The organism is Novosphingobium sp. (assembly GCF_027486195.1).
Taxonomy (GTDB): Bacteria; Pseudomonadota; Alphaproteobacteria; order Sphingomonadales; family Sphingomonadaceae; genus Novosphingobium.
The window spans coordinates 1-21,830 of record NZ_JAIXPP010000011.1 but is presented as its reverse complement, the minus strand read 5'-3'; the positions used below and the strand labels follow the sequence as shown (position 1 = coordinate 21,830).

Genomic DNA, 21,830 nt, shown 5'->3' with positions numbered 1-21,830 from the left:
TGCAAGCGCCTCTCAGGTCAGGTCACCAAGCCCGATCACCGTTCCGGCCTCCGCAGCGGTCATCGCGGCGCGGCGCAGGCGCTCGATTTCGAGCCGGGCGGGCGGAGCTTCCTCATCCGGCAGGGCGGCGAGGCTCTTTTCGTAGATCTCGCGGAAGTCCTCGGCGAATTCGGGGTGGGTGAGGATAAGCCCGTCTCCGCGCTCCATTCCGGCGAGGATCTTGGTGCCGACTTCATACGGGTCCATGCCGGCTTCGAAAGCGGTGCCGAACTGTTCGAGTTCGCTGCGTTCGGGCCGCGCAAAGCCGCTATCGCCGAATTCTGCGGGGCGCTTCAGCGCAGAGTTCCACGCGTTGGTGCGAGTCAGCGCGGGGCAGCAGAGCGAGCAGCCGATGCCGTGGGGGGCGAGATTGTAGCGCAGCGATTCCGTCAGGCCGCGCACGGCAAACTTGCTGGCGGTGTAGATGCCCGCCTGCGGGCCGGGGAGGAAGGCGGCCATGCTGGCGACGTTGACGACATGGCGGCGGCCGGAGGCGGCCTTGAGCTTGGGCAGGAAGCTGACGACACCGTTCACCACGCCGCCGAAGTTGACGCCCATGATCCAGTCGTAATCGGCGTAGCTGGCCTCATCAGTGGGGCCGAACACGCTGACCCCCGCGTTGTTGACGAGGACGTGGACTGCGCCGAAATGGGCTTCCACTTGTGCGGCGGCTTCGGCGAAGGCGGCGCGGTCGGTCACGTCGAGCTTGATGAAGAGCGGCTCTTCGCGGCCCTTGGCGGCGAACCACGCGGCGGTCTGGGCGCGGTGGTCTTCGTTGCGGTAGCTGAGCGCGAGGCGCAGACCCGCATCGCTGAAGGCCTGCGCGATGCCGAGGCCGATGCCGGTGACGCCGCCGGTGATGAAGGCGACTTGTCCTTCGAAACTCATGCGCTTTTGCTTTCCTTGAGGCGCTTGCCAGCCGTTTCGGGCAGGCCGAACAGCGCCACCACGGCGGCGATGACGACCATGATGAAGGGATACCAGAAGCCCGCCATCACGCTGCCGGTGGTGGCCACGATGGCCTGCACGATGAAGGGCATGAAGCCCGCGAAAATGCCGACGCCGAAGTTGTAGGACGTGGCGAGCGAGGAATAGCGCGTGCGGGCGGGGAACTGCTCGGTTAGCCACGCGCCCATCGGGCCGTAGGTGAGAATGCCGGGCAGGCCGACCACGACCATGGCGATGACGATGATGAAGAGATTGCCGACGGGCGGGGTGACCGGCTCCGTGGTGTAGCCGGCTGCCTTGAGCGCAGGCTGGAGCGCGTCCAGCGATGCAGGCGTGCCGCCCACGGTGACGACGGGCGCCGACCCGGCAGGCGCATCCTGCTTGGTATAGGGCACGCCGGCGCGGGTGAGGGTATCGAGCACTTTGCCGCAGGCGCTGGCCTGGCCGTGCTGCGCGAAGGGATTGAAGGTGCAGTCTGCGCCGGAGACGACGACAGGATGCTCCTTCGCGGCGCGGGCAAGGGCGGGATTGGCCTGATCGGCGATTAGCTGGAAGCCGGGGAACAGCACCACGAGCATCATGAGATAGCCCGCCAGAACCACCGGCTTGCGCCCCACGAAATCGGAAAGCCAGCCCGCGAGGACATTGGTGAAGGCGAGGACCGCAAGGACGCCGATGAGCAGCGTGCGGGTGAGCACCGGATCCATGTGGACCGAGACCTGCATGAAATTGAGCAACTGGATCATGCCCACGTAGCCGCAGATCGACTGGCCAACCGCGCCGCCGAACGTGGCCGCAAACAGGCGGCGGAGCTGCTTTGGCGTGGCATAGGCTTCGCGCAGCGGCGTGCGGGCAAGTTCGCCTGCTTTCTGCATCGCGCTGAAAACCGGGCTTTCGGAAAGCTTGAGGCGCATCCACACCGAGACGGCGAGGAGCACGAGGCTGGAAATGAAGGGAATGCGCCAGCCCCAGGCGATCCACGCTTCCTCGCCCACCAGTGTTTCAGTGGCGAGCACGACGAGAAGGCTGAGCGAGAAGCCTGCCGAGGCGCCGATCTGGATCCAGCCGGTGTAGAACCCGCGCTTCCTGAGCGGCGCGTGTTCGGCAACGTAGATCACCGCGCCGCCATATTCGCCGCCGACCGCGAGGCCCTGCAGCGCCCGCAGCACCACCAGGAGGATCGGCGCGGCGATGCCCCACTGCGCGTAGGTGCCAAGCAGGCCGATCGCGGTGGTGGCAAGGCCCATCAGGGTGATGGTGACGAGGAAGGTGACCTTGCGGCCGAAGCGGTCTCCGAAAGTGCCGAAGATCGCCGCGCCGAAGGGGCGGGCGGCAAAGCCGATGCCGAATGTGGCGAGCGCGAGGAGGAAGCCTGCGGCGGGGCTGGAGCCGGGGAAGAAAAGCTTGCCGAACAGCGGCGCAAGCGTGCCGTAGATGTAGAAATCGTACCATTCGAAGGCCGTACCGGCAGCCGATGCCGCTATCACGGTGCGGATGTCGGCCACCGACGGCTCTCCCGCCGGCTCGCGTATCGAATCCATTCTTCTCTCCCCTTTGCCGCAGCATGGCCGCAGCAGAGGCGATTGCCAATCGTTTCGCGATTAGTTAGCCTTGCTTACAATTTCCCGCAAATGGGGAATCGATGGGAGCTGGGTAAATGTCTGATCTGGAAGCGCGTCTTGCCGCGCTGGAAAACCGCGTGGGCGAGCTGGAGGACATCAACGCGATCCGCCGCCTGCAAATGGCCTATGGCTATTACATCGATTACAACCGCCCCGAGGAAGTGGCGGGCCTGTTTGCCGAGGACGGCGCGGTGGTGTTCCTTTCGGGCGAGTATCGCGGCCATGCGGGCGTGATGCGGCTCTACGGCACGTGGTTCCAGAACATGTTCACCGATGGCAAGCGCGGGCCGATCCATGGCTTCCTGCTCGACCATTTCCAGCTGCAGGATGTGATCACCATCGCGCCCGATCGGCAGACCGCCAAGGGGCGGTTCCGGGGCATTCTGGCGGGCGGCTGGCACGACGAGGTGCTGGCGAACAAGCCCGAACACGTGCCGCAGCAGTTCTGGGAATCGGGCATCTACGAGAACGACTACGTGCGAGAGAACGGCGTGTGGAAGATCAAGCGGCTCGATTACCTGATGCAGTGGCAGGGCGATTACGAGACCGGCTGGGCGCATACCGTCTCGCACCTGCAGCCCGCCGTGGTGTGCTACCCGGAGAATCCGCTGGGCCCGGATGTGATCCTGCCCGAGGAAAACTACCGCCCGACCTGGCCGCACCGGCAGGAAGTGCCGATGAGCTTTGCGCATCCGGTACTGGCGGAAGCGTTCCGGCTGGAGGCGTTTGCGGCGCTGAAGGACAAGTAAGGGAGGGGGGCTGCGCGGGTGGCGACGCAAGGTAGCCAAGCCCCGTGTCAAGCACGGGGCGACGAAGGTTTTGGGCTTTGCTCGAAGCTATGGCCGCAGCAGCAAAGCCCAGCCCCTAGCCCCCCGTCATCCGCGCCAGAATCGCCTGCGCCGCCGCGTGGAATACCGCGCGTTCCTTCGGGGTGAAATCGGCGAACAAGTGCCCGCCGACCGCTGCCATTGCCGGGATCGTCTGGCGGAACAGGTCCATGCCCGCCGCCGTCAGGCGCACCGGCTTGCGGCGGCGGTTGGTGGCGTCGGGGGCCAGTTCGACCAGTCCGCGCGCGGTGAGGGCGGCGATCGCGCGGCTTACGTTCATCGGCGGCAGGCCCATGATTTCGGACAGTTCGTGCCCGGCGAGTTCGCCTTCGCCGCCCAGCGCGAGGATGATCTTGAGATCGTTGGGGCTGAGGCCCATCGGCTCCGCCACCCCTTCGCGCATGGGCCGCGCGATGAAGGTGCCGAGCTTTAGCAGATCGACGAGGAGTGCGGCATCTTCGCCCAGATCGAGATCGGGACGGGCAGGGGTAGTATCCTGAGCGGGCATGGCAACCATGGCGCGCTTATCGCGTTGCCGGGGCGGGACGGCAAGAGGGGGCGCAAACCTACCTGCACGACCGGCTGCGCGCACAGCTTGCCCCCTGCAAAAAGACCTGTCTCCAACGCGGCGCAAGGGACTTGCAAAGGTCAAATTAGTATGCCTTACTAACAAACGGTAGAACGGCCTCGCAGAGGGCTTCACAAGGAGAGGGGATCACCCATGGCGAAGACACCCACGCTATCGTTGCGTCTATTTTCCGCTGGCAGCGCGCTTGCGCTCGCGTGCGGGCTGGCTGTTCCGGCAATGGCGCAGCAGGCGCCGCAGGCCCAGCCGCAGGACGCCGCGCAGTCGGCCGATGATAACGGCAGCATCAAGGAAATCGTCGTCACGGCGCAGTTCCGTTCGCAGAAGCTGCAGGATACGCCGCTTTCGATCACCGCGATCGATGCGAACCTGCTCGCCTCGCGCAACCAGACCGACCTTGCGCAGATCGCCGCGCAGGCGCCCAACGTGGTGCTCAATGCGCAGGGCGGTGCCTATGGCTCCTCGCTCGGCGCCTCGATCCGCGGCATCGGCCAGTTCGATTTCAACCCCGCCTATGAACCGGGCGTGGGCATGTACATCGACGATGTCTACTATGCGACGCTGACCGGCGGCATCTTCGATCTGCTCGACCTTGACCGGGTGGAAGTGCTGCGCGGGCCGCAGGGCACGCTGACAGGCCGCAACTCGATCGGCGGCGCGATCAAGCTCTTTTCCAAGAAGCCGACCGACGAGAATACGGGCACGGTGGAAGCGGTCTATGGCAGCCGCCAGCGCGTCGACTTGCGTGGCAGCGCCAACTTCAAGCTGGCCGATGGGCTCTATGGCCGCATCTCGGGCGTCTACAAGCGGCAGGAAGGCTATGTAAGCCAGCTTGACTATGGCTGCGTCTATCCGAACAACGCGCAGGGCATCGGCGCACGGCCGAGCAGCGGGCAGGGCTGCCTGATCGACAAGCTGGGCGAGCGCAATTACGCGGGCATACGCGGCTCGCTGCGCTACAACCCGAACGACAGCATCGATTACATCGTTGCCGGCGACTACACTTATGAAAACCGCACCAATGCCGCCGAGGTCGTCACTTCGGTGAACCCGGCGCGGGTGAGCAGCACCTATCTGTGCGGCCGCTTCTGCACCTTCGCCAACTTCTACGGGCAGGGCAACACGCCGCCGCCGGGGCTTTCGATCCCCGGGCCGTGGGGCCAGGTGAAGGACGGGTACTACATGCCCAACCGCGTGAAGTTCACCGGCTGGGGCGTTTCGGGCAACGGCACGTTCAAGCTGGGTGATAACTTCAACATCCAGTCGATCACCGCCTACCGCGAATACCGCCAGAAGTGGGGCACCGACGACGACTTCACGCCGGACCTCAACGTGGTCGGGCAGGGGTACAACGACCTCAAGTTCTGGTTCTTCAGCCAGGAGCTGCGCTTCAACGGCAAGATCGGGGACAAGATCGACTTCACTCTGGGCGGGTTCTATTCCGACCAGCGCTCGACCTATTTCACCCGGCAGGACATCCGCTACATCGCGCCGGGGCTGAACTTCCAGTTCCTCGGCAACGATCCGGTGAATGCGGACAGCAAGGCGGTGTTCGGCACGGTGATCGCGCGGCCGATCGAGGGACTGACGCTGACGGGCGGCCTGCGCTACACCGAGGAGCACAAGGACTATACCTTCGTGCGCCAGAACTATGATGGTTCGGTCTCGTACTTCCTCGGCGCGCTCAACGGCGTGAAGGCGACGTTCGACGGCAACAAGGTCGACTGGCGCGTTTCGGCGGACTACCGCTTCAGCCCGCAGGTTCTGGCCTATGTGACGGTCGGTACCGGCTTCAAGGGCGGCGGCGTGACCGCGCGTCCGTTCGATGCTCCGCAGGCGCTGAACGGCAGCTTCGGGCCGGAAACCGTGACGGCCTACGAAGTGGGCCTCAAGACCGATCTGTTCGACCGCCGCCTGCGCGTGAACGTTTCTGCGTTCTACAACGACTACAAGGATGTGCAGCTGCCGCTGATCAGCTGCGCCTCGCTGGGATCGAACGCGCCGTGCGGTGCGCGCCAGAACGCGGGTGACGGCAAGATCAAGGGTGTCGAGCTTGAGGTTCAGGCCAATCCGATCGACGGCCTCTCGTTCGACGGTTCGGTCAGCTACCTCGACGGCGAATGGTCGCGCATCGATCCGCGCGTGGGCAATGCCGTGCTGCTGAGCGATCCGATCGCGACACCGAAGTGGAAGTGGGCGTTTGGCGTGCAATATCGCGCGGAGCTGGGTTCGGCCGGCTCGATCACGCCGCGCTTCGATCTCAGCTACTTTGGCCGCAACAACATCGGCCGCATCGCGGGCGGTGCGCCGATCGATTATGCGGCGGCCTATACGCTGGGCAACGCGCGCCTGACGTGGCGCAACAAGAGCGAGGATCTCTCGGTTTCGTTCGAAGTGCAGAACCTGTTCGACAAGTACTACACGCCCTACCGCTTTGCGGCGGTGCAGGCGTTCACCGGCACGATCTACAGCCAGGTCGGCCGTCCGCGCGAATGGGCGCTTACGGTTCAGAAGAAGTTCTGATCCACCCGGCATTCCCGATCATGGGGGGAGGGGCGGCCAGCGATGGTCGCCCCTTTTTTCTTGGGTCGCTCTTGCCTCAATTGTAACAAATGGTAGATTCAACGTCGAATGCGCCGGAGCAGGCGCCGTGGGGAGAAAGTATCATGCTGCCAGCGGGCGTCGCCATCGCGCATCCCGACAAGCTCTTTATCGGCGGCGCGTGGGTGCCCGCCCACAGCGGGCGACTGATCGAGCTCATCTCGCCCGATACCGAGCAAGTGGTGGCGCGCGTGGCCGAGGCGGACGAGGCCGATATGGACGCGGCGGTGAGCGCGGCGCGGGCGGCGTTCGACCATGGGCCCTGGCCGATGATGGCGCCGGCGGAGCGGATCGCAGCGTTCCGGCGCGTGGTGGGCCACTTGCGCGCGCGGGTGGATGAACTGGCGCGGTGCTGGACGGCGCAGATGGGCGGGCTGGCCAGCTTTGCCGGGCCGATGCATGCCGGATCGGTTGCGGTGCTGGAAGGCATTGCCGCGATTGCCGAGGACTTCGCATTTGTCGAGCAGCGGCCGAGCATGGGCGCGGCGGCGGGCTTCGTGGTGCACGAGCCAGTCGGCGTGGTCGCTGCCATTGCGCCGTGGAACGGGCCGTTCGGGATCATGGCGAACAAGGTGGCCTATGCGCTGCTCGCGGGATGCCCGGTGATCATGAAGCCTTCGCCCGAAACGCCGCTGGAGGCCTATATCATTGCCGAGGCAGCGGAGGCGGCGGGGCTACCGGCGGGGGTGGTGAACCTCGTGACCGGGCACCGCGAGGCGAGCGACCACCTCGTCTGCAACCACGGCGTGGACAAGGTGACGTTCACCGGATCGACCGTGGCGGGGCAGCGCATCGCATCGGTCTGCGGAGAGCGGATCGCGCGCTGCACGCTGGAGCTGGGCGGCAAGTCCGCCGCGCTGGTGCGCGATGATTTCCCGATTCCGATCGCCGCGAAGATGCTGGCGGGCACGATCACGATGATGAGCGGGCAGGTCTGCGCGATGCTGAGCCGCGTGATCGTGCCGCGCACGCGGCATGACGAGCTGGCCGAGGCGATTGCGGGCGAGATGCGGCAGGTGGTGATCGGCCATTCGGATGACCCGCGAACGCAGCTGGGGCCGCTGGCGATGAAGCGCCAGCGCGACCGGGTGGAGATGTATATCGAGGAAGGCCGCAAAGTGGCCGATCTGGTCTGCGGCGGGGCGCGGCCGGCGCACCTCAATCAGGGCTATTTCATCGAGCCGACACTGTTCGCCAATGTGCCGAACGACAGCCGGATTGCACAGGAGGAGATCTTCGGCCCGGTGCTCAGCCTGATCCCGGCGGAGGACGAGGAGGACATGATCCGCATCGCCAATGATTCGCGCTTCGGGCTGAACGGTTCGGTGCTGACACATGATGTGGATGCGGCGTACCGGATCGGGCGGCGGGTGCGCACGGGCGGGTTTGGGCAGAATGGCCTCAGGATGGATTTCGGGCTGCCTTATGGCGGGTTCAAGCAATCGGGGATCGGCCGTGAGGGCGGGCGCGAGGGGTTGATGCCCTATCTGGAGGTGAAGACGCTGCTGCTCGATGGGGTGCCGAGCGCGCTTTAGCCCCCCAAACTATGCGTTTACGCTTCGTCGCCCCGTGCTTGACACGGGGCTAGGCTCTTCTTCCGGCGCGGCGGTGCGCAAGGAAAGCCAAGGCCCGTGTCAAGCACGGGCCGACGAAAACGGGTTGTGCTTACCCCAGCTCCACGCAGCCGCCGTCCACGTAGAGATCGACGCCGTTGATGAAGCTGGCCTCTGCGCTGGCGAGGAAGAGGACGGCGCGGGCGACTTCCTCGGCCTCGCCCATGCGGCCCAGGGGGACGACGCCGCCGAGCATCGCGCGGGTGGCCTCGATCTCGGCCTCGCTGGCGCCGCGCTTGAAGATCTCGGTCTCGGTGGGGCCAGGGCTCACCATGTTGACGCGGATCTTGCGCGGGAGGAGTTCCTTGCCGACGGTGCGGGCCATGGCGCGCAGGCCGGCCTTGGCGGAGGCGTAGGCCACGTTCCCGGCGAGCGCGAGTTCGCTGCCGATCGAGCCGGTGATGACGATGGCGCCGCCATCGCGCAGCAGGGGCAGTGCGGACTGGATCGCGAAGAAGGCGCCGCGCAGGTTGACGTTGTGGATGCCGTCCCAGAATTCCTCGGTCACGTGCGGCATGGCGGCAAACCCGCCGACCCCGGCGTTGACGAAGAGGACGTCGATCCCGCCGAGCGCGTGCTCGATTTCGGTGAGCGCGGCTTTGGTTTGCACCACATCGCCCATGTCGCTGGCGATGCCGAGTGCGCCCAGTTCTTCGGCGGCGGCGGCAAGCGTCTCGCGATTGCGGCCGGTGATGGCGAGCTTGGCACCTTCCGCCGCGAACATTTTCGCGGCGGCGAGCCCGATCCCGGCATTGCCACCGAGGATCACGACGCATTTGTCGGTAAAGCGCATGGGGCCCCTCAGAACATCGTGTTGGTGTTGGCGGACGTCTCCGGCACGGGGCTGATCACGTCCCAGTGCTCCATGACCTTGCAGCCTTGCACGCGGAACATGTCGACCACGGCAAAGCCGCGCTTCTGTTCGGGCGTGCCGTCTTCCTGCCAGCCGTGGCTGTGCGCGGCGACGAGGTTGCCATCGGCGATCACGCGGTGAATTTTCGTGCGCTGGCCGGGGTTGCCCTCGACGAATTTCGTGAGGAACGCGATGGCGGCCTCGCGCCCGGTCTGTGCATAAGGGTTGTGCTGGATATAGCCCGGATCGACCCACTTCTCGAACGAGGAGCGCACCTTCTTCTCGATGTAGAATTCGTGGAGGAACTGCGTGACGACCTGTTTGGGCGTGAGTTTGCAGGTTTTGGCCTGAGCGGCGGCGGGCGCGGCGAGGAGGGCGAGAGCGGCTAGGGCAGCGAGGCGCATCGGGGGCTCCTTGGTCAGAACATCGAGTTGGGATTGACGGGATTGGCGGGCACGTCCTGCAGCACGTCCCAGTGCTCGACGATCATGCCATTTTCGCAGCGGAAGATATCGACCACGGCAAGGCCCGGATCGCCCGGCCAGCGCTCGACATGGGTGTGGACGATCACGTGGTTCCCATCGGCAAAGCTGCGGTGAATGGTTTGCTTTGCATCGGGGGATTCCCGCTTCACGTGATCGAGAAAGGCTTTCAGCGCGTCCACTCCGGGCGGGGCGAGCATGGAGTGCTGGATGTAATCGGGCGAAATGTAGCGGTCCACCGCGCTGCTATCCATGGCGATGAGGACCTTGTGGTACATCTCGATCACTAGATCATGATTGGCCTGTTCCGTGGCGGTTCGCGCCATCGACTCTCTCCCCTTTTATTCTAACATTTGATACGGTATGCCGGAATTCGAAGGGCGGTAAAGCCCCCATGGGAGAGATTATGGACCGCGCCGGTCTTTACGCCGCACTCGATGCATTTCTCGCCGCGCTGAATGTGGGCGACCACACTCGGCTGGACTGGGCCGAAGGTGCGTATCACAGCGAAAACAATGTGATGCTGGAGATCGGCGACGGGGTTTGGGGCACGATCCAGAAGCTGGGCGAGTATCAGCTGCGGTTTGCGGATACCCGCACAGGGCAGGTCGGCTATTTCGGCACGGTGATCGAGGCGATCGAGGAATCGGCCTTCACGCTGCGGCTGAAGATCGATGCGGCGGGCGCGATTGCCGAGTGCGAGATGCTGATCGTGCGGCAATCGGACAGCGGCATAAAGTTCGAGAACTGCCGCTATTGGGACAAGCCGATCCTGCACCGCGAAGTGGTGGCCCCGGTGCCGCGCGCGGAGATGGTGGCGCTTTCCAACGGCTATTTCGATACGCTCCAGCGCAACGACGGGACGATCCACACCAAGTTCCATCCCGATTGCAACCGGGTGGAAAACGGCGTGCAGACGACGCGCAACCCGGAGTTTGCCAAGATCGTGCCGGTTTCTGCGCTGGGCTGCGAAGAGCAGTTCCGCATGGGCAACTACCGCTATGACGACGACTTGCGCGCGCGGCGCTTTCCGCTGGTGGATGAGGAGCGCGGGCTGGTGCTGGCCTATGGCTTCATCGACCATTCGGGCCGGATCGACGAGTATCAACTGACCGACGGGCGCACAGTGAAGAGCCCGGTGCGGCGGCCACACAGCTTCTATATCTCCGAGCTGTTCAAGATCGACCACGGGATGATCGAGCAGATCGAGGCGAACTTCATCACGGTGCCCTATCGGATGCCGAGCCCGTGGGATTCGCTGTGATGGGGGCCGGTGTTGTGCGGGCATCCTTCGACAGGCTCAGGATGAGCGGCGTTGGGGGTAATGCCTCAAAAAGAAGTCCGCTCACCCTGAGCTTGTCGAAGGGTGCTTGCGCAGCACTCGCCGCACTCGCCCTTGGCGCTGCGCCGCCGATGGTCGGCGCGGGGAGCGAATGGACCAGCCCGGGCGGGGATGCGGGCAAGACGCACCATTCTGCGCTGACCGGGATCAACGCGCATAATGTCGGCAAGCTGGGCCTTGCCTGGCAGGTCGAGCTTGGCACCATGCGCGGCATGGAAGCGACGCCGGTCATGGTCGGCGGGGTGCTTTATAGCTCGGGCGTGGCGGGGCGGGCCTATGCCTGGGATGCCGCGACGGGCAAGCAGCTCTGGGCCTTCGAGCCCGAGATCGACATGCAGCTCAATCGCACGGCGTGCTGCGACATGGTCAACCGCGGCGTCGCGGTGGCGCGGGGCAAGGTCTACGTCGCGACGCTCGATGGCTGGCTCTATGCGCTGGATGCGAAGACCGGCGCGGTGGTCTGGAAAAGCGATTTCATCGAGAACCGCCGCAAGGGCGACAATTCGACTGGCGCGCCGGAGATTGCTGGCGATGTCGTTGTGATCGGCATGGCGGGCGCGGAATACGATGTGCGCGGTTATGTGACCGCACTCGATCTGGAAACGGGCAAGCTGCGCTGGCGCTGGCATGTGGTGCCGCGCGATCCGGCGTTGGGACCGCAGGAAACGCCCGAACTTGAGAAGGCGCTGGCGACCTGGGATCCGAAGAGCCGCTGGGACATTGGCGGCGGCGGTGCACCGTGGGATGCCATCGCGTTCGATCCGGAGACGGGCTATCTGCTCGTCGGTACGGGCAATGGCGGGCCTTATGCGACTTCGAAGCGCAGCCCGGCCGGGGGTGACAACCTCTATCTCGGCAGCCTCGTCGCGCTTGATCCGAAGACGGGCCGGATGGTCTGGCACTATCAGGAAACGCCTGGCGACAACTGGGACTTCACCTCTACCCAGCCGCTGATCCTGACGCACTTGAGGGTGGACGGGGCGGATCGGTCGGTGATCCTGCATGCGCCCAAGAACGGCTTTCTTTATGTGATCGACCGGGGAACCGGGAAGCTGCTCAAGGCCAGTCCGCTGGTGCGGATGAACTGGGCGAAGGGGATCGATCCGGCGACGGGGCGGCCGATCCTGACGCCCGAACAAAGCGATTACACGGCAGGGCCGAAGATCGTGTTTCCCGCTACTCCGGGCGCGCGCAACTGGCATCCGGCTTCGTTCGATCCGGCGACGGGGCTTTACTATGCAGCGGTGCTTGATCTGGGGAACCTGATCTTCATGACGCCGGGGCAGAAGCCGCTGAAGGCGCGGGGCCTCAACAACGATGCGGCGCTGATCTTCACGACCGACGTGAAGGAGGCGCTGGCGGCTTTTCCCGCGCCGATGGCCGATGCGGTGCGTGCGCTGCCCGCCTATGCCGAGGCGCTGCGCGATCCCGGCAAGGCGCAGATCCGCGCGATCGAGCCGCTGACCGGCAAGACGGTGTGGGCGGCTGATACGGCCGGGTGGCAGGACCGCGCGGGAGTGCTGACGACGGCATCGGGGTTGCTGATCCACGGCAACGTGGGGGGCACGCTGTTTGTCCGCGATGCGAAGACCGGCAAGGTGCTGAAGAGCATCAAGACCGGCACGCCGATCATGGCCGCGCCGATGACCTATCAGGTGAACGGGGTGCAATACATCGCGGTCATGGCCGGGTGGGGCGGTGGCGGGTTCCCGTTCGTGCCGCGCTATGCCGCCGCTTATGACCGGGGCAATCTGAACCGTCTGCTTGTGTTCAAGCTGGGCGGGGGCAAGGTGAAGGAGCCGCCGCTGCTGCCGCCGCTCGAAGTTGCGCCCGAACCACCTGCGCAGGCGGCGGGGGTGACGGCGGAGACAATTGCGCGCGGGCAGGGGCTGTTCTTCGGCAATTGCGCGATCTGCCATGCCAACCGCCACCGCTCGATCACGCCGGACTTGCGCCGGATGCAGCCGGGGACGCACGCAATGTTCCGCCAGATCGTGCTGGAAGGCGCGCTGGTGCCGGGCGGGATGCCGCGCTGGGATGATGTGCTTTCCCCCGGCGATGCCGATTCGATCCATGCCTATCTGATCGACCAGCAGAAGCAGACGCGGGCCGATGAACTGGCGAAGGTGAAGGCGGGCAAGCCGCTGGATGGGCCGAGCCTGACGATCTTGAGCAATTATTGAGAACCCAATCCAAAACCGCTCATGCTGAGCTTGTCGAAGCATCCTGCGCGGCGGTTGCGCCAGCACCCTTCGACTGGCTCAGGGTGAGCGGGGATGGGGTTTGTGGGGTTTAGAAGGAAACGTTGATCATGGACTTTTCGACACTCGACAACCCCAGGCTGGAGTTTGCCTTTGCCTGCACCTTGCGCTTCACCCGCGTGCAGGTGGTGCCTGATGTGCCAACGGGGGGCATGCGCAGCGCGGTTTATGTCGATGATGGCGAGTTCGAGGGGCCGCGGCTGAAGGGCCGTGCGGTGCCCAATTCGGGCGGCGATTATGCCTTCTTCCGGCCCGATGACACGGCGGTGTTCGATGCGCGCTATATGCTCGAAGTCGATGATGGCACGCTGATCTACATGCAGAACAAGGGATTCCTCTGGGGGCGCGAGCCGGGGACGATGGAGCGGCTGCGCAACTGGGCCTTCGCGGGCGGCGCGCCGGTGCCGCATGCCGAATACTATCTGCGCGCGCAGCCGACTTTCGAGACGAGCAAGGGTCCGCACGACTGGCTGACGCGGCACGTGTTCATCGGCGTGGGCGAGCGGCGGCCGGATGGAAACCACGTGCGGTATTATGCGCTGACTTGACGCGGCGGCCTTCGCGCGCCACAACGCTAACAATTGGTAGAAAATACACATGGGAGAATTCCGCCGGTGAAGCTGCACCTGCCGCCCCGCGTCAGCCCCAAGACGTTCGATGCCATGCTCACGGCTGCGGCCGGAGTGGTGGGCAAGGATTGGGTCATGGCGAGTGACGCCGACCGCGACGCCTATTCCGATGTCTATGCGCCCGGCTCTTCGGAGGAATGGCCGGCAGGCGCGGCGATTGCGCCCGCCAGCGTAGAGGAAGTGCGCGCGATCGTGCGGCTGGCGAACGAGCACAAGACGCCGCTCTGGCCGGTCTCGCGCGGCAAGAACCTGGGCTATGGCACTGCTGCGCCGCGCCTGCAGGGTTCGATCGTGCTCGATCTGGGGCGCATGAACAAGGTGCTCGAGCTCGATAGCGCGCTGGCCTACTGCGTGATCGAGCCGGGGGTCGGCTTCTTTGATCTCTATGAGCATATCCAGCGCGAGAAGGCTCCGCTGTGGCTTTCGGTGCCAGGCAATGCCTGGGGCTCGGTGCTCGGAAATGCGCTGGAGCACGGCATCGGCTATACCTCTTATGGCCTCCACGCGCGCAATCTGTGCGGGATCGAGGCGGTGCTGCCGGACGGCGATCTGATGCGCACAGGCATGGGCGCGATGACGAACAACCCGGCCTTCCATCTCTTTCCGATGAGCTATGGCCCGACGTTTGATCTGGCCTTCTCGCAGTCTAATCTCGGCATCGTGACCAAGGCCGGTCTGTGGTTGCAGCCCGCGCCCGAGACATCGCTTGAACTGGTGTGGGATATCCCGGCGGTGGACGATATCGGCTGGGTGATCGATACGATTGCGCCGCTGAAGATTTCCGGGCTGATCGACCAGAACGTGTTCATCCCGAGCTGGCTTGGCAAGATGGTGCTGAAAGGCCAGCGCAAGGATTTCTGGGACAAGCCGGGTGCGATTCCGGAAGCGCGCGTGGAAGAACTGCTCAAGGAGCACAAGCTGGGCTATTGGCAGGTCGCGTTGCGGTTCTACGGTGATGAAGGCGTGGTCAAGGCCAAGGCTGCGGTGGTGAAGGCGGCGATGGAGCGCAACCTCAAGACCCCGCCTGCCGAGCATTGGTGGCATCCGGGCGACTATATCCACGGGGTCGAGATCACGATGGGCATCCCGTCTGCCGTGCCGCTGCAGATGAGCGACTGGATCGGCGGACGCGGCGCGCACATGGGCTTTTCGCCGGTGGTGCCTGCGACCGGCAAGCACGTGCTCGATCAGATGCACCGCAGCCGCAAAATCATCGCGGACTTCGACGTGGACTTCTACGCCAGCTTCACCATTGGCGGGCGCTTTGCCAACAACGTCAACATGCTGATGTATGACCGCGACAACGCCGAGGAAGTGGTGAAAATGCGCCGCCTGTTCGATGCGCTGATCACGGAGACGGCCAAGGCAGGCTATGCCGAATACCGCACCCACCTTGGCTGGATGGACCCTGTGATGGACACCTTCGATTTCAACGGCCATGCGCTGCGCCGCTTTGGCGAGAAGGTGAAAAACGCGCTCGATCCCAATGGAATCGTTGCACCCGGCAAGCAGGGCATCTGGCCCGCCGCCTATGCCGCCCAGCGGGCCAAGAATTCGGGAGGCAAGGCATGAAGCGCCTGATCCTGGCAGCCGGATTGCTCGCGTCCGCCGCTGCGGCCCTTCCTCCCGGTCCTCCGCCGGGACCGCCGCCGCCCTACCAGGTGCGCGGCGAGGCACCAGCGGGTGACCGGCTGAAGCCGGGCGGGGACGGCAAGGTGCTGTTTCAGGTCCACTGCGGCTATTGCCACCTTGCCGGCGGGATGGGCACCAACCTCCTCACCAAGCAGCGCATGATGATGGGTGAGACGCCGGACAAGGGCCTGCTTGCCAACCGCACCGACCTGACAGCGGACTATGTGAAGAGCGTGGTGCGCATGGGCAAGGGCGCGATGCCGGCGCAAACCAAGGTGGATGTGACCGATGCCGAGCTGGATGCGGTCTCGAAGTACCTCGGGAAGGCGGGCTGATGCGGACCACGCGGCGCGGGGTGCTGAAAGGCGGGGCGCTTGCTGGCGCGGTGGCGGCTGTTCCGGTGGCGGCGCAGGCGGCGGCCGGAGTGGCGGCGGAAGTAACGGCGGTGATCGTTTACGACAGCCGTCTGGCTGAATCCGCGAGCTTTGCAGGCGGGCGGGGGATCGATCTAGCGGCTGTGTCTCTGCGGGATGCCCATGCAGCGCTGGTGGGGGCCAGCCGCATCGAAGGGCTGACCCGGTGGAGCGACTGGACGGTGCTGCGCGGCCTGCTGGAAGAGCAGGGCCTGCGGCGGACGGTCGAGACGCGCGCTTCGGCGCCGCTGTCCGGCCATGATGGCCTGCTGCGCTGGAGCATGGCCGCGCGCTGAGGGCTGTTTCCCCCAGTGAAATCTGATCGCTCCAGAGCACTTAGCGCGCGGGCGGACTAGCGCCTAAGCGGGTGCTGCGATCTGCCTCTGCGGGCAGGACTGCTTGAACCGTCAGGCTAGCTGATTTAGTATGTAACACTAACAATCAGCTCCGCATGTCCGGAGTCGGGAGAGAGCTTGCTGCCATGGTGCTCGACGCATGACCGACGTGACGCTCTATCACTGGGAGCCCAACGCCAATTCGGGCAAGCCGATGTTGGCGCTGATGGAAAAGGGCGTGCCCTTTGCCAGCCACTACATCGATATGCTGCAGTTCGATCAGCACAAGCCGGAATACCTTGCGATCAATCCGCAGGGCACGATCCCGGCGATGACGCACCAAGGACCTTGGGGATCGCGTGTGCTGACCGAAAGCACCGCGATCATGGAATATGTGAACGCCGCGTTCCCGGGGCCGGACCTGATGCCGGCGGACGCGCAGGACCGCTGGCGCGTGCGCTGGTGGATGAAGTTCATGGACCAGTGGCTCGGCCCCAGCTTCTCGATGATCGGCTGGAGCGTGTTCGTCGGCCCGCGCGTGCGGGAGCGCGATCCGGAGGAACTGGCCGCCGCGATTGAACGCATTCCGCTGCCCGAGCGGCGCAGGGCGTGGAAGAAGGCGATCAATGGCGATTTCAGCGCGGAGGAAATGGCCGAAAGCCGCCGCCGCGTGGCGCTGGGCGTCGCCAAGCTCGAGGAAGAGCTGGGCAAGCGGGATTATGTCGGCTCGGATGCTTACAGCCTGGCCGATATCAACATCTTCAATTCGACCTATTCGCTGCCGCTTTCGCAGCCCGATCTCGCCAGCAAGGACAAGACGCCCAACATCATGCGCTGGCTGAAGCGCGTCTATGAGCGCGAGGCGGTGGGCAAGACATGGGCGATGGGCAAGACCGACATGGCGGCGCGCTATAGCCTGATGATGGAAGGGATCATCTGATGGAGCTGGTGCTTTATCATGGCGAGCCCAATGGCGCTTCGCTGACCGTGCTGGCCGCACTGGCCGAGAGCGGGCTCGACATTCCCTGCCGCCCGATCGACCTCCTGAGCGGCGCGCGGCACGCCCTGCCGGAGATTGCCGAGCCGATCGCGCTCGATCTGGGGATCGAGGGCGAGGGGCCAGTGCTGGTGATCGGCGGCGAGGCGATGACCGAGTCGGTGTTCCTCGCAAAGTATCTCGACGAACTGGCGGGGGGCTGCGGGCTCCAGCCGGATGACGCCTACGCGCATTGGGAAATGCTGATGTGGTGCCGCCAGATCACCGAGCGGCTTTCGCCGGCGGCGGCACTGCTGGGCAATCTGGCGCATTCGCAAGCGGCGATTGCCGCGATCCCGGCGAGTGACTTTGCCGCGCTGGCAGCCTCGGTCGTTTCGGACGACCTGCGCGCGCGCTGGCAGGCGCTGCACGAGGGCAGGGCCGACCCCGCCCAAGTGGCGGACAGCGAGGCCAAGGTCGATCAGGCCGCGCAGCGCTGCGAGGACAAGCTGGCCGATGGACGCGAGTTCCTGATGGGCGCGTTCTCGATTGCCGATCTGGTCACCTACAGCTGGCTGGCGGGGATGGAACTGGTCCGTCCCGAAGCCTTCGCCGAAACGCCGCTGACCCGTGCCTGGCTGGCGCGCGTGGCGGTTCGGCCCTGTATTCTGGCAGCTTTGGCCATGGCCAACACGCCGGAACCGCTTAAAACTTGGGCGCCTGGCCCGGAAATCAACCGTTGGGGATGAAAGCACGATGCGTGCAATCGACTACTTTGACCGTGGCCATGACCGCGATCCTTCGCGCCTTGCGATCATCGATACCGAATCCGGCCTGAAGCTGACCTTTGCCGAGACCAAGGCGCTTTCCGAGCGCATTGCCGCGGCACTCCAGAAAGGCGGGTTCGAGAATCAGGACCTGCTCGGGCTTTATGGCCCGAACGACGGCATGCTGCTGGTGGTGGTGCTGGCGATGTGGCGCGCCAACGGCAAGTGGATCCCGGTCAACACGCGCAACGCGATCGAGGCCAATGCGGCCTATATCAACTACGTGCGGCTGAAGTGGATGATCTACCACTCGTCGAAGGCCGACGAGGTGCAGCAGCTCAAGGGCCTGTGCCCCACGCTCCAGCACTTCGTGTGCCTCGATCAGCGCATGGGCGATGACCCCAGCCTCGAGGAGTTCATGGCCGGGGTGAGCGAGGCCGATTTCGTCGAGCCCGAGACCGATGCGTTCGGCAACTTGATGGACATGGTCGGCATCTTCCCCACCGGCGGCACGACCGGGCCTTCGAAGGGCGCTAACGTGACCAACCTCGGCTGGGGCACGATGATCGAGACGGCGGCGGACGGCATGGGCGGGCGCACCGACAATCCAGTCGCGCTGGTTTCCGCGCCGATCACGCATGCGGCGGGGCCGATTGCGCTCTCGACGATGAGCCTTGGCGCAACGCAGGTGATCCTGCCGGGCTTTGATGCCGAGGACGTGCTGCGCACGATCGAGGAATACAAGGTCACGCACATGTATCTGCCGCCAACGGCGATGTACCAGTGCCTCGCTAGCCCGGAGATCGGGAAGCACGATTATTCGTCGCTGAAGATCTTTATCCTCGTCGGATCGCCCTGCAGCCCGGAAAAGCTGCGGCAGGCGGTGGAAATCTTCGGTCCGTGCATGTGCCAGGCTTATGGCCAGGTTGAATGCCCGATGATCGTGGCGTGGTTCCCGCCCGAGGACGTGGCGCGCTTTGCCAAGGCGGCGCCGGAAAAGCTCGCCTCGTGCGGTAAGCCGACCCGCTCGATCAAGGTCACGCTGATGGACGACGACGGCAATCACATGCCGCTGGGCGAGGCGGGCGAGATCTGCGTGCGCGGCGCGCTGGTGACGCATTCCTACTTCGAGAAGCCCGAGGAAACCGCCGAAATCCGCAAGTTCGGCTGGCACCATACGGGCGACGTCGGCAAGTTCGATGCGGATGGCTATCTCTATATCGTCGACCGCAAGAAGGACATGGTCGTCTCGGGGGGCTTCAACGTCTTCACCGCCGAAGTCGAGGCGGCGGTGACGGAGCTGGCGCAAGTGCGAGAGGCCTGCGTATTCGGCATCCCGCACGAGAAGTGGGGCGAGCAGGTTCACGCCGTGGTCGTGGCCGAGGGGATCACCGGCGAGGAAATCATCGCCTATACCAAACAGCGCCTCGGCGGCGTGAAGGCGCCCAAATCGATCGAGTTCATCGATGCCATTCCCCGCACCGCTGCGGGCAAGATGGACAAGAAGGCGCTGCGCAAAAAGTACTGGGGCGACGCGCAGCGTATGGTGAATTGACCGAGGGTCGTTTAAACAGCCGGTTAAAGTGATCCGGGGTCGCACCGGGCAGTCAGGAGAAGGTGACGGATATGCGCGTTTCGTTCGTTCGCAAGTTGGCCATGGCATCGGTTCTCGCGCTTTCAGCGGGGGCGGTGGCGCAATCGGGTGCGATTGCCGGGGTGACCGACGCGATGTTGCTGAGCGTGCCGGCGGGCGAATGGCTGAGCTATGGCCGCGACTATGCCGAGCAGCGCTATTCGCCGCTCAAGCAGGTCAATGAGTACAACGTCGATCAGCTGGGCCTTGCCTGGTATGCCGACCTTGACACCGCACGCGGGCAGGAAGCCACCCCGCTGATGCACGACGGCGTGCTCTATGTCTCGACCGCATGGTCGATGGTGAAGGCCTATGATGCGAAGACCGGCAAGCCGCTGTGGGCCTATGATCCCAAGGTGCCGCGCGAAACCCTGGTGCGCACCTGCTGCGATGCGGTGAACCGGGGTGTGGCGCTTTATGGCGACAAGCTGTTTGTCGCGGCGCTGGATGGCCGGCTGATCGCGCTCGATCAGAAGACGGGCAAGGTGATCTGGGAAAAAGTCACGGTTCCCAACCAGACCGACTACACGATCACCGGTGCGCCGCGCATCGTGAAGGGCCGGGTGCTGATCGGCGCGGCTGGCGCGGAATACAAGGCGCGCGGCTATATCGCGGCCTATGACCCGGAGACGGGCAAGGAAGTGTGGCGCTTCAACACCGTGCCGGGCAACCCCGCCAAGGGCTTCGGTGTCGAAGGCGTCAACAAGGCGGCGCATGAGGCGGCGGCCAAGACCTGGGGCAACAAGTGGTGGACCCTTGGCGGCGGCGGCACCGTGTGGGATTCGATCACTTACGATCCGGCAACCAACCTCGTGCTCTTCGGCACCGGCAATGCCGAGCCGTGGAATCCGGCTGCCAACGGCCGTGCGGGCGACAGCCTCTACACCTCGTCAATCGTGGCGGTGAATGCCGATACGGGCCAGTACGCGTGGCATTTCCAGGAGACGCCGGAAGACCGCTGGGACTTCGACTCGGATCAGCAGATCACGATTGCCGATGTGGTGATCGGCGGCGAGAAGCGCCACGTGGCCATGCACGCGCCCAAGAACGGGCACGTCTATGTGCTCGATGTGAAGACCGGCAAGTTCCTTTCGGCCACGCCCTGGGTTCCGGTGAACTGGGCAACGGCAGTCGATCCCGAGACCGGGCGCCCGACCATCAACCCCGATGCGCGCTACGAAAAGACAGGCAAGCCCTTCGTCAGCCTGCCCGGCGCAGTTGGCGCGCATAGCTGGCAGCCGCAGAGCTACAGCCCGAAGACCGGCTACCTCTACATCCCGACCAACCTTGCTGCGTTCCCCTATATGGCGGCGGCGGGCTGGAAGCCGACCGATATCGGGTTCCAGACGGGTCTTGACGGTTATGCCGTGGCGATGCCGGCCGATGCCAAGGTGCAGGCGGGTGCGAAGGCGGCGACCACCGGGCAACTGGTGGCGTGGGACGTGGCGAATCGGAAGCCGGCGTGGAAGGTCGATCTCATCGGCCCCTCTAACGGCGGCGTGCTTTCGACCGCGGGCAACCTCGTGTTCCAGGGCACGGCTGCGGGCGAATTCGTGGCCTATACCGCGAACAAGGGCGAGAAGCTGTGGTCGTTCCCGGCGCAGACCGGGATCATCGCCGCGCCGATGACCTATGCGATCGATGGCGAGCAGTATGTCGCCATCCTCGCCGGCTGGGGCGGCGTGTGGGATATCGCCACCGGTGTGCTGGCCAACAAGGCCGGCGCGGCACGCAACATCAGCCGCCTGCTGGTGTTCAAGCTCGGCGCCAAGGGCCAGCTGCCCGAAGCGCCTCCGATGAACCAGATGGTGCTCGATCCGCCGCCGTTCACCGGCACGATGGCACAGGCGACGCACGGCGGGCAGCTCTATGGTCGCTATTGCTCGGTCTGCCACGGCGATGCGGCGGTTTCGGGTGGGCTCAACCCCGATCTGCGCCACTCGGCGATCATCAATTCCGCCGACGCGCTGAAGGCCGTGGTGATCGGAGGCCAGCTCCACGAACTGGGCATGGTTTCGTTCAAATCAGCGCTCAAGCCCGCTGACGCGGAGGCGATCCGCATGTATCTCATCAAGCGTGCCAACGAAGACAAGGCCCTGAAGGACCAGGCATTGGCATCGCGCTGACAAAATGCTATAACTTAGAACAATCCATAGAGGACGGAGAGACCCATGACCAAACTCTACCCCAATCTGATCGACGGCGAACTGGTGACCACTGCCACCGCGCTCGACGTGGTGAACCCGGCGAACGAGCAGGTGATCGGCCAGG

The 21,830-nt window shown here is 64.8% G+C and carries 19 protein-coding genes; 13 read left to right on the top strand and 6 right to left on the bottom strand.

The window, feature by feature from the left end:
* Nucleotides 1-12: 12 nt before the first annotated feature.
* Together Q0071_RS02050 and Q0071_RS02045 are read right to left on the bottom strand one after the other, a co-directional pair.
* On the bottom strand, nt 13-927 hold the full coding sequence (locus tag Q0071_RS02050) for an SDR family oxidoreductase (RefSeq protein ID WP_298164770.1): 915 nt from the start codon (nt 925-927) through the stop codon (nt 13-15).
* Nucleotides 924-2,528 carry an MFS transporter gene (locus Q0071_RS02045; RefSeq protein WP_298164768.1) on the bottom strand — a complete coding sequence of 535 codons (1,605 nt, stop codon included), beginning with the start codon at nt 2,526-2,528 and terminating at the stop codon, nt 924-926. Before Q0071_RS02045 ends, Q0071_RS02050 begins: the two co-directional genes overlap by 4 nt.
* A gap of 116 nt (nt 2,529-2,644) precedes the next feature.
* Between Q0071_RS02045 and Q0071_RS02040 the strand changes: the two genes are divergently transcribed.
* Entirely contained in the window at nt 2,645-3,358 is a 714-nt protein-coding gene (locus Q0071_RS02040; RefSeq protein WP_298164766.1) for a nuclear transport factor 2 family protein, read from the top strand.
* Nucleotides 3,359-3,473: 115 nt separating this feature from the next.
* Here the strand turns inward: Q0071_RS02040 and Q0071_RS02035 are convergent, their stop codons facing one another.
* Nucleotides 3,474-3,953 carry a MarR family transcriptional regulator gene (locus tag Q0071_RS02035; protein WP_298164764.1) on the bottom strand — a complete coding sequence of 160 codons (480 nt, stop codon included), beginning with the start codon at nt 3,951-3,953 and terminating at the stop codon, nt 3,474-3,476.
* A gap of 204 nt (nt 3,954-4,157) precedes the next feature.
* Between Q0071_RS02035 and Q0071_RS02030 the strand changes: the two genes are divergently transcribed.
* On the top strand, nt 4,158-6,545 hold the full coding sequence (locus Q0071_RS02030) for a TonB-dependent receptor (RefSeq protein ID WP_298164761.1): 2,388 nt from the start codon (nt 4,158-4,160) through the stop codon (nt 6,543-6,545).
* Between the two features lie 143 nt (nt 6,546-6,688).
* Nucleotides 6,689-8,158, top strand: a complete 1,470-nt coding sequence (locus tag Q0071_RS02025) for an aldehyde dehydrogenase (RefSeq protein ID WP_298164758.1) — start codon at nt 6,689-6,691, stop codon at nt 8,156-8,158.
* A 130-nt stretch (nt 8,159-8,288) separates the two neighbouring features.
* Here Q0071_RS02025 and Q0071_RS02020 read toward each other — a convergent pair whose 3' ends face one another.
* From Q0071_RS02020 to Q0071_RS02010, 3 genes are read right to left on the bottom strand one after another with little or no spacing between them, the layout of a single operon-like run.
* Nucleotides 8,289-9,029, bottom strand: a complete 741-nt coding sequence (locus Q0071_RS02020; RefSeq protein WP_298164755.1) for an SDR family oxidoreductase — start codon at nt 9,027-9,029, stop codon at nt 8,289-8,291.
* A gap of 8 nt (nt 9,030-9,037) precedes the next feature.
* The gene (locus tag Q0071_RS02015; protein ID WP_298164753.1) at nt 9,038-9,493 is read right to left on the bottom strand and encodes a nuclear transport factor 2 family protein; all 456 of its coding nucleotides are present in this window, start codon (nt 9,491-9,493) and stop codon (nt 9,038-9,040) included.
* Between the two features lie 14 nt (nt 9,494-9,507).
* A complete protein-coding gene (locus Q0071_RS02010; protein ID WP_298164751.1) occupies nt 9,508-9,897 on the bottom strand; it encodes a nuclear transport factor 2 family protein in 390 nt (129 codons plus the stop codon).
* Nucleotides 9,898-9,965: 68 nt separating this feature from the next.
* Between Q0071_RS02010 and Q0071_RS02005 the strand changes: the two genes are divergently transcribed.
* From Q0071_RS02005 to Q0071_RS01960, 10 genes are all read left to right on the top strand, one after another.
* Complete coding sequence (locus Q0071_RS02005) at nt 9,966-10,835, top strand: hypothetical protein (protein ID WP_298164749.1); 870 nt, start codon at nt 9,966-9,968, stop codon at nt 10,833-10,835.
* A gap of 92 nt (nt 10,836-10,927) precedes the next feature.
* The gene (locus Q0071_RS02000; protein ID WP_298164747.1) at nt 10,928-13,096 is read left to right on the top strand and encodes a PQQ-dependent dehydrogenase, methanol/ethanol family; all 2,169 of its coding nucleotides are present in this window, start codon (nt 10,928-10,930) and stop codon (nt 13,094-13,096) included.
* Nucleotides 13,097-13,224: 128 nt separating this feature from the next.
* A complete protein-coding gene (locus Q0071_RS01995) occupies nt 13,225-13,722 on the top strand; it encodes a DUF3237 domain-containing protein (RefSeq protein ID WP_298164745.1) in 498 nt (165 codons plus the stop codon).
* 66 nt (nt 13,723-13,788) lie between these two features.
* On the top strand, nt 13,789-15,375 hold the full coding sequence (locus Q0071_RS01990) for an FAD-binding oxidoreductase (RefSeq protein ID WP_298164741.1): 1,587 nt from the start codon (nt 13,789-13,791) through the stop codon (nt 15,373-15,375).
* A complete protein-coding gene (locus Q0071_RS01985; protein ID WP_298164738.1) occupies nt 15,372-15,770 on the top strand; it encodes a cytochrome c in 399 nt (132 codons plus the stop codon). Before Q0071_RS01990 ends, Q0071_RS01985 begins: the two co-directional genes overlap by 4 nt.
* Nucleotides 15,770-16,144 carry a hypothetical protein gene (locus Q0071_RS01980; RefSeq protein WP_298164736.1) on the top strand — a complete coding sequence of 125 codons (375 nt, stop codon included), beginning with the start codon at nt 15,770-15,772 and terminating at the stop codon, nt 16,142-16,144. The genes Q0071_RS01985 and Q0071_RS01980 overlap by 1 nt, the downstream gene beginning before the upstream one ends.
* Nucleotides 16,145-16,343: 199 nt before the next feature.
* Entirely contained in the window at nt 16,344-17,123 is a 780-nt protein-coding gene (locus Q0071_RS01975; RefSeq protein WP_298164734.1) for a glutathione S-transferase family protein, read from the top strand.
* A complete protein-coding gene (locus Q0071_RS01970; protein ID WP_298164732.1) occupies nt 17,123-17,908 on the top strand; it encodes a glutathione binding-like protein in 786 nt (261 codons plus the stop codon). The genes Q0071_RS01975 and Q0071_RS01970 overlap by 1 nt, the downstream gene beginning before the upstream one ends.
* Before the next feature lie 7 nt (nt 17,909-17,915).
* A complete protein-coding gene (locus Q0071_RS01965) occupies nt 17,916-19,481 on the top strand; it encodes an AMP-binding protein (RefSeq protein WP_298164730.1) in 1,566 nt (521 codons plus the stop codon).
* Nucleotides 19,482-19,582: 101 nt separating this feature from the next.
* Nucleotides 19,583-21,685, top strand: a complete 2,103-nt coding sequence (locus tag Q0071_RS01960; RefSeq protein ID WP_298164727.1) for a PQQ-dependent dehydrogenase, methanol/ethanol family — start codon at nt 19,583-19,585, stop codon at nt 21,683-21,685.
* Nucleotides 21,686-21,830: the final 145 nt, after the last annotated feature.

Coding starts and splice junctions, on each gene's coding strand:
- Q0071_RS02050 (WP_298164770.1), bottom strand. CDS start 927: ATGAGTTTCGAAGGACAAGTCGCCTTCATCACCGGCGGCGTCACCGGC.
- Q0071_RS02045 (WP_298164768.1), bottom strand. CDS start 2,528: ATGGATTCGATACGCGAGCCGGCGGGAGAGCCGTCGGTGGCCGACATC.
- Q0071_RS02040 (WP_298164766.1), top strand. CDS start 2,645: ATGTCTGATCTGGAAGCGCGTCTTGCCGCGCTGGAAAACCGCGTGGGC.
- Q0071_RS02035 (WP_298164764.1), bottom strand. CDS start 3,953: ATGGTTGCCATGCCCGCTCAGGATACTACCCCTGCCCGTCCCGATCTC.
- Q0071_RS02030 (WP_298164761.1), top strand. CDS start 4,158: ATGGCGAAGACACCCACGCTATCGTTGCGTCTATTTTCCGCTGGCAGC.
- Q0071_RS02025 (WP_298164758.1), top strand. CDS start 6,689: ATGCTGCCAGCGGGCGTCGCCATCGCGCATCCCGACAAGCTCTTTATC.
- Q0071_RS02020 (WP_298164755.1), bottom strand. CDS start 9,029: ATGCGCTTTACCGACAAATGCGTCGTGATCCTCGGTGGCAATGCCGGG.
- Q0071_RS02015 (WP_298164753.1), bottom strand. CDS start 9,493: ATGCGCCTCGCTGCCCTAGCCGCTCTCGCCCTCCTCGCCGCGCCCGCC.
- Q0071_RS02010 (WP_298164751.1), bottom strand. CDS start 9,897: ATGGCGCGAACCGCCACGGAACAGGCCAATCATGATCTAGTGATCGAG.
- Q0071_RS02005 (WP_298164749.1), top strand. CDS start 9,966: ATGGGAGAGATTATGGACCGCGCCGGTCTTTACGCCGCACTCGATGCA.
- Q0071_RS01995 (WP_298164745.1), top strand. CDS start 13,225: ATGGACTTTTCGACACTCGACAACCCCAGGCTGGAGTTTGCCTTTGCC.
- Q0071_RS01985 (WP_298164738.1), top strand. CDS start 15,372: ATGAAGCGCCTGATCCTGGCAGCCGGATTGCTCGCGTCCGCCGCTGCG.
- Q0071_RS01980 (WP_298164736.1), top strand. CDS start 15,770: ATGCGGACCACGCGGCGCGGGGTGCTGAAAGGCGGGGCGCTTGCTGGC.
- Q0071_RS01975 (WP_298164734.1), top strand. CDS start 16,344: ATGACCGACGTGACGCTCTATCACTGGGAGCCCAACGCCAATTCGGGC.
- Q0071_RS01970 (WP_298164732.1), top strand. CDS start 17,123: ATGGAGCTGGTGCTTTATCATGGCGAGCCCAATGGCGCTTCGCTGACC.
- Q0071_RS01965 (WP_298164730.1), top strand. CDS start 17,916: ATGCGTGCAATCGACTACTTTGACCGTGGCCATGACCGCGATCCTTCG.
- Q0071_RS01960 (WP_298164727.1), top strand. CDS start 19,583: ATGGCATCGGTTCTCGCGCTTTCAGCGGGGGCGGTGGCGCAATCGGGT.